9 protein-coding genes are annotated in these 13,143 nt (G+C 36.1%); 7 read left to right on the top strand and 2 right to left on the bottom strand.

Annotated features, from left to right (window positions below; translation table 11 throughout):
• Positions 1-251 precede the first annotated feature (251 nt).
• Entirely contained in the window at positions 252-1,535 is a 1,284-nt protein-coding gene (locus CALSC_RS18695) for a hypothetical protein (RefSeq protein ID WP_088242802.1), read from the top strand.
• A gap of 290 nt (positions 1,536-1,825) precedes the next feature.
• Here CALSC_RS18695 and CALSC_RS18690 read toward each other — a convergent pair whose 3' ends face one another.
• Both CALSC_RS18690 and CALSC_RS18685 read right to left on the bottom strand, forming a co-directional pair.
• Positions 1,826-2,977 (bottom strand): SpoIID/LytB domain-containing protein, encoded by a 1,152-nt coding sequence (locus CALSC_RS18690; protein WP_200817685.1) that lies wholly within the window; start codon positions 2,975-2,977, stop codon positions 1,826-1,828.
• A 240-nt stretch (positions 2,978-3,217) separates the two neighbouring features.
• Positions 3,218-5,437 (bottom strand): GumC family protein, encoded by a 2,220-nt coding sequence (locus CALSC_RS18685; protein ID WP_088242800.1) that lies wholly within the window; start codon positions 5,435-5,437, stop codon positions 3,218-3,220.
• Positions 5,438-6,696: 1,259 nt separating this feature from the next.
• Between CALSC_RS18685 and CALSC_RS18680 the strand changes: the two genes are divergently transcribed.
• From CALSC_RS18680 to CALSC_RS18655, 6 genes are all read left to right on the top strand, one after another.
• Positions 6,697-6,948 (top strand): hypothetical protein, encoded by a 252-nt coding sequence (locus tag CALSC_RS18680; RefSeq protein WP_088242799.1) that lies wholly within the window; start codon positions 6,697-6,699, stop codon positions 6,946-6,948.
• Positions 6,949-7,589: 641 nt separating this feature from the next.
• Entirely contained in the window at positions 7,590-7,811 is a 222-nt protein-coding gene (locus CALSC_RS18675) for a hypothetical protein (RefSeq protein WP_088242798.1), read from the top strand.
• A 250-nt stretch (positions 7,812-8,061) separates the two neighbouring features.
• Positions 8,062-8,265 carry a hypothetical protein gene (locus CALSC_RS18670; RefSeq protein ID WP_143288299.1) on the top strand — a complete coding sequence of 68 codons (204 nt, stop codon included), beginning with the start codon at positions 8,062-8,064 and terminating at the stop codon, positions 8,263-8,265.
• A 305-nt stretch (positions 8,266-8,570) separates the two neighbouring features.
• Complete coding sequence (locus tag CALSC_RS18665; RefSeq protein WP_088242796.1) at positions 8,571-9,749, top strand: phosphotransferase; 1,179 nt, start codon at positions 8,571-8,573, stop codon at positions 9,747-9,749.
• Positions 9,750-9,799: 50 nt separating this feature from the next.
• Positions 9,800-10,912: a T3SS effector HopA1 family protein gene (locus CALSC_RS18660; protein WP_088242795.1), complete on the top strand. Its 1,113-nt coding sequence runs from the start codon at positions 9,800-9,802 to the stop codon at positions 10,910-10,912.
• Positions 10,913-11,450: 538 nt separating this feature from the next.
• The gene (locus tag CALSC_RS18655; RefSeq protein ID WP_088242794.1) at positions 11,451-13,109 is read left to right on the top strand and encodes a B12-binding domain-containing radical SAM protein; all 1,659 of its coding nucleotides are present in this window, start codon (positions 11,451-11,453) and stop codon (positions 13,107-13,109) included.
• The last annotated feature ends 34 nt before the right edge of the window (positions 13,110-13,143 follow it).

The following is a 13,143-nucleotide window of genomic DNA, read 5'->3' as shown; positions in this document are numbered from 1 at the left end:
TAAACCAAAACCATCTACCCCTGTAAGAAAAGCGATTAGGGGTAGATGTGAATGTCCATATGATCGCGATCGCAGAAATCGTAAATGTGGTAAGCGATCGGCATATTCCAAGCCAGGAGGCTCACAACCCATCTGCTATGCTCAAGATAGTCTCAAAAATAGCAACATATAAAACTCTCTTTCCCAACTGATAAAAACAGAAACTTTATACTAGAGAAAGGAAGAGTTATTTTCACCAAGAGGGGAAAGCAATGGCTCCTAATCCCGCCATTATGCAAGCAGTAGAGAAATTGGGTTATCGCGTCACCATTGGTGATGTCGCAACTCAAGCAGGATTAAATGTTGGGCTAGCAAGTCAAGGATTATTGGCTCTAGCATCAGATGCTGGCGGACATATGCAAGTTGCCGAATCCGGCGATATTGTTTATCAATTTCCACGTAATTTCCGTGATATCCTGCGGAATAAATACTTACGATTACAATTAGAAGAGTGGTGGAAAAAGATTTGGAAAGTTCTTTTTTACCTGATTCGGATTTCTTTTGGTATTTTCTTAATTGTTTCCATAGTTTTAATTTATGTCGCGATTATTATCATTATTACTTCCTCCAGATCCGATAATGATAATGACAATCGCGGTGGTTTTAGTGGTGGCTTTTTTTACTTCCCAGATTTATTTTGGTTCTTGAGTCCTAATTACGATAGTAATCAACGAGGACGCACCAGGGAAAAAAGTGAGATGAATTTCTTTGAGGCGGTATTTTCCTTCTTGTTCGGGGATGGTGATCCTAATGCTAATTTAGAAGAACGTCGCTGGCAAGAAATCGCTACAGTTATTCGCAATCACAGTGGTGCAGTAGTTGCAGAACAAATATCACCTTACTTAGATGATATTGGTCAAGGATATGCCCAAGAATACGAAGATTATATGCTACCAGTGCTCACCCGTTTTAATGGGCAACCCCAGGTTAGTCCAGAAGGAGAAATTGTCTATTATTTCCCAGAATTACAGGTGAGCGCATTCCAAAAACGCCGGCAGTCAATATCAAATTATCTTAAGGAATTTTCTTGGCGTTTTAGTAAAGCAGGTTCCGGACAACTTCTTCTCAGTGCTGGTTTAGGAGTGGTAAATTTTGTTGGGGCTTTGATTCTCGGTAGTCTATTGCAAGATGGAACAGTTGCTGCGGAAATTGGTGGATTGGTTGGCTTTGTCCAAGGAATTTACTGGTTGTTATTGGCTTACGGTACGGGTTTCTTGGGAATACCTTTAATTCGTTACTTCTGGATTCAGTGGCGTAATGGGAAGATAAGCGATCGCAACCAACAGCGACAAGCAAGATCCAATTTGTTAGCCAGTGCAGATCCGAAGTTACAGCAAAAAATTACCTATTCGAGTCAATTTGCAGCAGAAAAGGTCATTGGTAAGGATGATTCTGTATATTCCACTGAAACTGACTTGTTAGATCAAGAAGTAGAAAACTCCGCACAAATTGAAGCAGAATGGCGCAGGAGACTGGAGAAAGGAGTGGGGGAGTGATGGAGTGATAGAGGGAAGGAGTGATAGAGGGAAGGAGTGGGGGAGTGATGGAGTGATAGAGGGAAGGAGTGATAGAGGGAAGAGTAGGGGCACGGCATCTAGCAACTCCCGGTATATAAAATAACCTTACCCACGCCGTGCCCTTGAATTACGCCGCTTAACGGGTGACAACAAGGATAAAAGGAGTGATGGAGTGAAGGAGTGATAGAGGGAAGGAGTAGGGGCACGGCATCTACCAACTCCCGATATATAAAATAATCTTACCCACGCCGTGCCCTTGAATTACGCCGCTATTTTTTCACCTGAATAGGTGTGAGGGATACGCCTCGGAAATAATGACCGAGAATTTGTAGGTGATTGATTCCCCGTTTGGCTAAATTATAAGCACCCCATTGGCTCATACCCACACCATGACCGAAGCCTAACCCTTTAAGGACGAAACCACCATTACCTTGACTGACTGTGAAGCGGGTACTTTTGAGTTTAAGTGCAGTACGTACTTTTTCTCCTTTAAGTACCTTCTCGCCCTTATCCCCAACAATTTTCAAGGCTGTGACACTGTTGTATGGGGATAATTTCTCCACCTTCATCTGCTTTACGGTTCCCACTTCTGGAAATTTGCTACCGATATCTTGGGGTGAAAAAGTTCTGACCCAATTACATTGTCTGACATTTCGGTCAAAGTCTCTGACAGCGCGCAAATAAGGTAACTTTTTTCCACCCCATACATCTTCGACATTTTCCGTATGTCCTCCAGAACAAGCATGAAAAACGGAAAGAATAACCTTGTTTTTGTAAGTTAATACTTGTCCAGCAGTAGCATTTACAGCAGCCAGGGTATTATTATGTTCGCTAATCACACCCTTATAAATTTGCCAGCGATCGGGAGTATTACCTATATCATAAAGAGGATTGTTACGTCGTTTTTCCCGTTCATGTAGGGCATAAGTCCGGGCAGCGATCGCTTGGGCTTTAAGAGCTTCTCCGGGCCAATTGTGGTTCATTTCCCCACCAATGACACTATAAAGATATTCTTCCAAATCTACCCAGTTAACAGCCGTTAAGCCCTCTTCTGTGGGTACAACCAGAGTTCTACCCCGATACCAGCGATCGCCAATATACACAAACCCTTTGTTTGTTGTCGGCTCAATCCAAAATAAATTAGAACGCCATTTATTTAAAGCAACTCCCCCAGGGACAGCTTGGGCAAAATATTCCGTTCTAGCTGGTAGTTTTCCTAAGGTTTTGCCTGTAGCATCTTTGACAATCGCAGTTGTAGAGCTGCCAAGTGTTACTTGTTTTACTTCTCTTTTGATTGCTACGCGCATAATTACAGATGCTTGAGCTGGAGCAATTAAAGCAATCCATAACAAAATGCCAAGCCACCAGTAACGTCCTTTAAACTGGGAAAAAAAAGAGGTTAAGAACATTTGGAACTTCATACTACTGATAATCTAGTTACAATTGATATATTATTTGACGCTCTTTTCGGCGGTAGTTTCCCTGAGATAATATTTATTCCTCAGATTAACATGGGATTGACAGTTAAAAGTTGATAGTTGATAGTTGTTAGTTGTTAGTTGGTAGTTGGTAGTTGATAAGTAATTTTTTCACTCCTTCACTCCATCCCTCCATCACTCTATCCCTCCATCACTCTATCCCTCCATCACTCCATCACTCCCTCAACCAACATGGGGTTGATTGGCGATGATTCCAATTAAATTTAAGTCATTGAGAATTTCTGTAGCTTGTGCTAGTTCAGTTCTTGTAAGTTTACCCATACATCCAACTATAGCAATGCGATCGCATAGAGAAGCAATAATTCTTGCATCTACTGTACCCAACATTGAGGGAGAATCTATTAATACCAAGTCGTAATGATGCTCAAAAAACTCAATCAAATCTTTCATTCTTTGAGAACTGAGCAACTTCACCGGATCTTCTGCGACTGTTCCAGCAGTTAAAATATCAATGGCTGGATGAACAGGTTGAATATAATCTTTAAAGGAAGCGTTGTTATCTTCTAACAACAACAAAGAAATTCCTGCATCATTTGTCAATTCTAAAGCCTCATGTAAATGAGGGTTACGGAGATTTATATCAATTACTAGCACTCGTTGATGCATTCGAGCTGCACTGACAGCTAATCCTAAGGCTAAGGTTGATTTTCCTTCCCCGGATTTAGCGGAAGTCACCATTAAAGACTTCAATGGAAGGTCAGAATTTACTAACTGGATATTCTGATAAACTATATCCAGGCTTTCATGATTTGGTAAGGATGCAAAATCTGTGGAGATGGAACTATTATTGTTAGTCTGTCCCCAAAAAGGTAATCGCAAAGTTTTCTTTTTTTGATTCAGTACTGCTACTTTGTTAACAGTACCCAACATGCGTAATTGCTTGAGCTTGCGTAAATCTTGTGCAGAATAAATTACGTCATCAAACAATTCCCAAATCACAGCAACTGCAATTCCTAAAATGGGTGCAATAAATACTCCACCCAGTAAATTTAAAAATTTGCCATTACCAGTTGTAACTACCTGCTGGGGTTCTTCCACTATTTGCCAATCAAAACCTGATTGAGCTGCTTGTAATGCTAAAGATTGTTGGCGTTGTAGAGTTGTTTCCAGGGTTTTACGATGGGTTTCGACCTCTGAGAATAAGCGATCGTACTCTGCGACTAGTTTAGGATATTTATTTAACTCAGTTCTGATTTTTTTGGCGGATGCCGTTAAACTATTTTCATTTGCACGGAGTCCAGAAATTTTAGTTTGTACCTGGGATAATTCCTGCATTAAATTTAGCTCAACTTCTCCCAAACTTTCTTGTTTGAAGAAAATTCTGCTATCGTTTATTGTTTTCGGGGCAGATTTTCCTAATTCTTTTTGTATTTCCTGTCGCAACAGATTTTTTTGACTCTGACTTTTCTGTAATAATTCTTTTACTGAAGGGGCATCATCTGTGTAGCGTTTGCGTTCCTCTGCCAAAGATGCTTCTGTTTTTTGAATTTCTTTTAATAAATTTTGATAACGAGGGGATTTACTTAATCGAAAAGATATCAGGGCATTGGGAGCGGAGTCAGATAGCTTTTGCTGGAGGTAATTTTGGCGAGCTTGTAAATCTTTGATTTCTGCACGATTTGTCTGTAATTTACTTTCAGCACTTGCCAAAGATTCCAAAAGAATTTTACTTTGAAGCTTGGGGTCTAAAAATTTATTTTTTTTGCGAAATATTTCTAATTTAACTTCTGCTTGCTTTAGGTCTTTTTTTATCTTAGGCAATAAGTAATTAACGAGGGTTAAGCCTTGAGCTAGACGCTGCTTTTGCTGATCCAGATTATGGTCTTTATAGACTTGTGCAATCCCCTCTAAAATCCTTTTTACTTTCACAGGATCTTCACCTTGCCAAGAAACTGTAAAAACTTGACTAGCGCCTTTATTATCAGCTTTATCCTTGACTGGAATTGGTGTAATACTCAAAGGGGCATTGAAACTGCGATCGCCTAATTTACCTTTTATATCTTCGACTGTAATACCTGGATATTGACTACTTAATAAATCAACTAATTTGTTCATTAATTTACTACTAGCCATCAATTTTTGCTGACTGGTATAGTCTATTAAATAATCTTGCTCATCAGATTGCTTTTCCTCTCCAGTTTCCCCTTTCTCTTGTTTCTGCTTTTGGTAAGAGTTAGCAGTTACCATAACTTGCATCGAACTCTGATATTTGGGCTTTGCCATCACAGTCATCAAAATAGCAAGTGACACAATCGCACTAGAAACTCCCAATATTAACCAACGACGACGATGTAAAATTTCAACAATTTTTCTAATATCGATTGCGTCTTTGGTAAAGAGAACTGTGAGTATTTGTTTTTGATTAATACCTACGTCAGTCACTGTTAAATTCCTCTATATTTTAAAGAATCAATTGATACAATTTAAGTTCTTTGGTTATGAAAATCATATAAATGCAAGTACACATTTATTACATATCTATTGCATTGATGTAAAATGCACCATTATTAATTGTTTGCCAATTTAATTACTATATACACTCAAAAATTCATGAGTCAGCCAGTTGGCGTTAAAAATTTTCCTTGTGACACTTTCCTACACTCCACACCCTCTCTCAAATCAGAGAACAGAAGAAAAGAGGTTGTTGAGTAACTTTATATACTTCTGTGTTTTTGTACCTCTCCACTTATAATTAAATATGCTGTTTGGTACTGCTATTACCAGATATTCATAACTCAAATTATTTTGCATGAATCAATCATAAAGTATATCTTTTTTACTTTTTTCTTAATAAAATAATCTATGATATTTATCACATGTATGTTATCAATAGAACATGGCAAGTCAATATATTTGGCTACAGGTTAAATGCTCTCAATCAAATATTAAACTAGTAGTGAAAAGGCAATTATGAGTTCATCACTAAACAAATATAAGAGATTGGGCTCTAATTAGAAATTATACAATTATGTATGACATCTATCAGAAGTTATAAATTATATGTTTAATAATTAATGAACACAATTAATGTATTTATTGTGACAGAATCAATATGTGTAATAAATGACTGAAAATCCGTTGAAATGCTGATGCATTAGTAATTATTTTACTAACATTGTATTAATGAAAATCATAACTGATTTAATACTGTTTGTTTGTACATCTTACTATTGTACCTATTTAAGCTAATTCTATAACTAATAACCTGATTATTATTCACTATCAAAAATCTTCAACTAAATAGATAGGTACAAATAAATATAATATGCTTGGTCATTGCGTTAAACCTACGGCATAACTTTGATGACTATCCAGAGGCTTCCCCCTCTCTGGAGGCGTTGTAGGTGAAATTTATCCATATAACTCCGGGCTCTACTGATAAATTTAGTTGTTTGAAAACATACCCCAATCAATGCAATTAATCAGTCCTGTTTTCTGGGTTGTAATAATTTATTTTTGAATGTTTCCTGTGATTGATAAATTAGAATGGACAAAATACTCTCAATTCTGTCTATAAAATTAGTATGATTAACTTGATTATTAGAGATAAATCACAAAGAATAAGAATAGAAATTAGTATTTTTTGCTAATTGTAAACCAAGCAATTTTACTTAATACCAGTTACTTAAGGAGGAAAATCAATGGCTAGAATTTCCATAGCTGATATTGATTTATATGCATCTAAGGAAAATATGGATGGACTAACTTATCCAGAAATGACCAAGATTTTTGGCGGTAGACTTACTTGGGAACAATTATGTGCTATGGATGAAAAAATGTACTCATGGAGAATGCGACAAGATAGCTTGATGGATAATTTGTCAGATCAATTAGATCAACAAATCTATAAGGATATCATGGGATGGGAATTACCTACTAATATACAAATATAGGGATAGGTTTTATTTTTTCAAATACATGTATGAAAATAAGTATTTTCTACATGTCCTTTATGATAATTTGATATTATGTTATGGCAGGCAACTACTTCCTATTAGTCTGTCTCATAAAATATGATAGATTTTCTATCACACCCGCCTGGAACTATAAGTCTCAGTTTAATAGTAAAAGTCATATAAATATGACTATAAAATTAGCCGTCAGAACTAATGGGACAGACTATTCTGTTAATGTAGCTCTTAGTTTGTCTAGATTTTTTCAATCATCAAAATAAACTGATATAAGATAGATGCGATTTTTATACAAAAGTCGCATTTTTGAGTTTAAAAATAATTTTTAGCCCGTTTATTATGATTAAATAATATTCCATAAAATTTTAAATTAGTAAATTTTCTTACTCATCACTACTTTTTTATAAATAGTAATTATAGTATTGATATGTAAACATATCATTTATAGTAATTGTATTTTGAAAAGACTAAATACTAGCATTTATGTCTAAGAATAAAGGGCAAAACTCTTGTATTTTTCAGCTAGTATGCATAAAAATTAAATTATCAGTTAAGCTGAAATAAAGCTTGATTGTGAGAAATGAATTCACTTAGTGACAATATATTTTCAAGGAGAATCAAGAATGGCTAACATAAAAATTTCTGAACTACGTCCATCTGGATTTGACTTATTTGAAGATTCTGAAAGTTTCCTAAATGATATGAATGAAATGGATTCTATGTCTGTACATGGTGGTGCTGGCTATGGATATTCTAAATATCTCCAGTATGGTATTGGTGGTTTTGCCATAAATAATATTGTATCTGTATACAGCAAGTTCAGCCGTGTTGGTTCATTCTATTAATTTACAGGTTACTGAATTCGTAATTTTTTTATCTTGATAAGTTTACGAATTCACTTCATTTAATTTTAGGATTTTGATATGCAGAATTAAACTGTATATAGTTTAATTCTGCTTACCTCATACCATTTTAGAATTTAGATTTTTAATTGTGGATTATGAAAAAGTTACTACAGAAGCTTTTATTTCCATCTATCGCCATCATTTTTCAAATTGATATCACTATCTCAAATTTTTTCTAATGTATAGATATATGGCTAAAATAATAATCTCTGATTTAAGTCAGACAATCATCTACACAGAAATATCAAAAAGCAAATTGATGGAAAATATTAATGATCAAGAACTAAGATTTATTTATGGTGGTAAAAATAGTGATTTTGACCAATTGCTTAATTATTTTCTAGCAGGTCTAGCAATTTATAGTATTAAATCTATAGTTGATTCGCTTGATTAATATGAGTTTAATTCTTTTATTTTTGAATATAAAATAATTAGTCTTATAATTGACCAATAATTTATTGATGGTATAAGTACCTGGATTTATAGCACTACCAAAGCACATTAGGACATTTTTGAAGCAGCAAACCTATGAATAGTAAACTTATTACTTATTACTTGCGTGTAGCGCTATATCAGTGGGGTCAATCTAAAATTCAAAATCCAAAATCTAAAATTGAATGACTCACGACCACAAATGAGGGGATTAAGTTATTGATGCATAAGTCCTGAGTTTACTAAATTAATTCATTACCTGAGAATATGGCATTCTTATTAAGTTCCCAAAATGTTTTTGAATACCTTATAAACCAAGGTGTTTGTTTGCCAACAGACAAAGAAAAAAGTACCGTTGAATTAAAACCAGCAAAGAATTTTAATTTATTAATTACCTTACCTACAAACAATCAAATCCTGATTAAGCAAGAACGTTATAACAGAGAAGGTAAGACTTATGGTGAATTTTTTAATGAATGGCGTATACATGATTTATGTCGCCAATTTACAGAACTGCAAAAAATATCTCCATATTTATCAGAAGCATTAGATTTTAATCCTCAATATTCTATTATTATTTTTAATTATTTAAACAAATATCAAGATTTATCAAATTTTTATGCTCAGGACAGTACTTTCCCGCATCAGATTGCAACTTCATTAGGTAAGACCATAGCATTAATTCATAAATCAACTTGGAATCGTCAAGATTATCGAGATTTTTTATGCAATTATCAAGGTGCAATAACCGAAGAGATACCAAACTTAACCGCAAATTTGGAAAGAATTACACCAGAAATTTTTAGTCTGGTTCCTGTAGATGGTTTAAAGTTTTTTGCCCTTTATCAACGCTATGATAGTTTAGGTCAAGCGATCGCAGATTTAAATTATAATTATACAGCTTGCTGTTTAACCCATAATGACCTAAAACTCAATAATATTCTTCTGTCTTTAAACTGGCAACAAACTACTACTAATCTATCTTCATTTAATGACAGCATAATTAGAATTATAGACTGGGAAAACTCTAATTGGGGAGATCCAGCCAGTGATTTAGGAACACTAATTGGTAGCTATTTACAAATTTGGTTGCAAAGCATGATTACTAGTAAAACCATTGCTTTGGAAGAATCCTTACGACTTGCTACTATACCATTAGAAATACTGCAACCGTCGATGGCGGCTTTAGCGATCGCTTATTTAAATCACTTTCCAGAAATTTTAGAAACTAGTCCTGATTTTTTGTTGCGAGTTGTACAATTTGCAGGTTTAGCTTTGGTTGAAACTATTCAATCTAAATTGCAACATGAAAAATCTTTTGGTAATTCAGGTATCTGTATGCTCCAAGTTGCCAAAACTTTACTGTGTCGTCCAGAAAAATCAATAGCCACAGTTTTTGGTATGGCTACTTTAGAACTCACTCACCGAGCAATTAGGAGTGAATGATTAGCTCGTTAAATTAAATTGCTCCCTATGTATTATTTTTAAACAAGAAGATGCAACAAATAGATGACTTAAAACATAAGAATGTAGATGCTTGTGCGGAAACATTATTCGCAACTTTAAAAGATATATCTACTCAGGTAAAAATTCAATCTAATTTCTCGATTAGACATCCAGATTACAAACCTCTAGAAGTTTCATCAGAGGTAGCTGAACGCTTACACAAATTACCTAAAAATATTCAAGATAATTATTTAAATTCCCTACTATGTGGTTTTATTTACGGTATTTACTATAACGGGGCACTCAAATCTACCCTGGCTGCAGATGGGGATAAACTTGATGCTCAAAGACTACAAAATTTTGAGAATAATACTTTTTTAGGTGTGGATTTAGGATTTTATGAGCAATTACATACTAGTAATCAGGGTGAAGGTTTTTTCGATGCCGATTGGCAAATTATCAAGCAGGAAAATGATGGTAGTTTGGCTGTAAAAAAAAGGGATTTAACCTTGCATATAGAACGTGAACGCCATCTGCAAATAGCACAAAATGATGTAAAAGTGGGTGATATCGTCGCAATTCGGATGCCCGGAAATTTAGTCCAAAATGGATTTTATATGGCAATTGGTAACGCTGGTCGCTATAGTAATCATAATTCTGACATTTTAGTGCGAGTTTATTTTAATTTAAGTCCTGAAGGTGCTGTGAAAGTGATGGAGAGTCTCACTGCACAATTCAATGCTATTTCTCTCCCTTTTGCTTTCAAAGCATTATATAATCCAGATGATTATGGGCGTTATGATGCCGCAGTTTTGTATTTTGCCAAATCTAGCTATAAAACCATAGAACCATTACTAAAGTCTATTTATACCAAACATCAATCCCATTTTGGTCAAGAAGTACCTCTATTTACAAAAATCCTCGCACCAGGGCTAGCGATTGCAGAAGAACCTGATCATAAATTTTCCCCAGAAGAGAGTTTTGGTTTGAATCGGTGTCATCTTGTCGCTAATGGTTGTTTAGCAACTTGGCGACAAGGAGAGCAATCCCCAGAAACAAAAGTAATATCAATCTTGCAACAATTTAATCTTGCAGGTTTAGAATGGCAACGTCCCTATCTCAATCCTCATTCTGAAGATATTTATACATATCTTTTATCTTAGGACATTGTTGTAAGCTCAAACCTATGAACAGAAAACTTATTACTTATTACTTATTACTTGCGCGTAGCGCTATACTATTTCGCTAGCAATCCTATTTTATTTGTTACAATGGGAGCTTTAGAACCCCTGCTTTGATAAAAAGTTGGGGTTCTTATTGTTTACAAAGGAAAATCAAAAATCTAATATATAGGAATCCTAATTGATTTTTGAAATATACGTAGAGTGTGTTGTCGCGTAGCGCAACACACCATCATGTCGGGCTTTGGTGCGTTACGACTTACGTCTTTAGCGTTAGCGAAGCCATGCCGTAGGCTTTAGCCATGCCCGAAGGCCTATACATACCCTACAAATACCTCATTGTTTTCAATCTTCAAAGCGGATTCTTATAGTCACAATTGTATAACCGAACAATAAAAGGATACAAGCCACTAAATTTATTTATGGACAAATCATCAATAATCGTGCCGCGCTGCATCCCTATTTCAAGCCCCTGAATTTAAATATAGGTTAAATCCAAAATCCAAAATCTAAAATTGTTATGACATCTTCTGTATTTGCCGATGAACGACTGCTGTTTACTCCTGAAACTCCTACCAGGGATGCTATCCCCACAATTTTTGCCTTTCCCAATGAATATACTGTGGGCATAACTAGTTTAGGATACCAGGTCGTATGGGCTAGTTTGGCAATGCGTACAGATGTGCAAGTCAGTCGCTTATTTACTGATATTCAGGAATCCCTTCCCAGAGAGCCAGAATTACTTGGTTTTTCTCTTTCTTGGGAATTAGATTATGTCAATATTTTAAATATACTAGAATCTTTAGATATTCCGATTAGAGCCAATAACCGCACAGATAGTCATCCCCTTGTTTTTGGTGGGGGTCCCGTCCTAACTGCTAACCCAGAACCTTTTGCTGATTTTTTCGATGTAATTTTATTAGGTGATGGAGAGGATTTATTAGGAAATCTTATTGCAGCTTATAAACAAATTAGAAATGCAGATCGCACAACTAAATTAACTGCATTAGCTCAGGTTCCTGGGATTTACATCCCCAGTTTATATGTAGTAGAGTACCACGAATTAGATGGGGCGATCGCATCAATTCAACCCATCTCACCAGATATACCCCCAGTAGTCCAAAAGCAAACCTATCGCGGTAATGTCCTCTCAGCCTCTACCGTAGTTACCCAGAGGGCTGCATGGGAAAATATTTACATGGTGGAAGTAGTCAGAAGTTGCCCGGAAATGTGCCGTTTTTGCTTGGCAAGTTATCTAACTTTACCATTTAGAACCGCCAGTCTGGAAAACTCCCTCATTCCCGCCATTGAAAAGGGTTTAAAAGTCACCAAACGTCTGGGATTATTAGGTGCTTCCGTGACTCAGCATCCAGAGTTTACCGAGTTACTCAATTATATTAATCAGTCCCAATATGATGATGTGCGCTTAAGCATCGCTTCCGTGCGTACCAATACAGTCACTCAAGAATTAGCCCATACCTTAGCCCAAAGAGGCACGCGATCGCTTACCATTGCTGTAGAAAGTGGCTCGGAACACGTACGACAAATAATCAATAAAAAACTATATAACGGTGAAATAATAGAAGCTGCTGCTAATGCCAAAGCTGGGGGTTTGACTGGCTTAAAGCTCTACGGAATGGTAGGAATACCAGGAGAGTCAGAAGAAGATTTAGATGCTACTGTTACTATGATGCAGCAGGTAAAAAAAGCTGCTCCTGGGCTGCGGTTAACCTTGGGATGCAGCACATTTGTGCCTAAGTCTCACACACCATTCCAGTGGTTTGGAGTCAATAAACATGCTCAAAAGCGGTTACAATTTTTACAAAAGAAGCTGAAATCTCAAGGTATTGATTACCGTCCTGAAAGTTACAATTGGTCAATAATTCAAGCCTTATTATCCAGAGGCGATCGGAGATTATCAAAGCTATTGGAACTGACTCGCAATTTTGGTGATTCTTTGGGTAGTTACAAGCGTTCTTTTAAGGAATTAAAAGGACAAATTCCTAGTTTAGATTTCTATGTTCACAGCAACTGGAAAACGGATATCATTTTACCTTGGAATCACTTGCAAGGCCCTCTACCCCAGTCTACACTAATAAAGCATTTGGCTGATGCCACTCAAGTCAGGAAGATGCAGGGGAGCAGGGGAGAAACCCCATACATGAATAAAGAATATTAAGGAGGGAGTAGGGAGTAGGGGCGTGGGAGTAGGC

The organism is Calothrix rhizosoleniae SC01, from assembly GCF_900185595.1.
GTDB lineage: Bacteria > Cyanobacteriota > Cyanobacteriia > Cyanobacteriales > Nostocaceae > Calothrix_A > Calothrix_A rhizosoleniae.
This window is presented reverse-complemented; position numbering and strand designations above follow the sequence as displayed.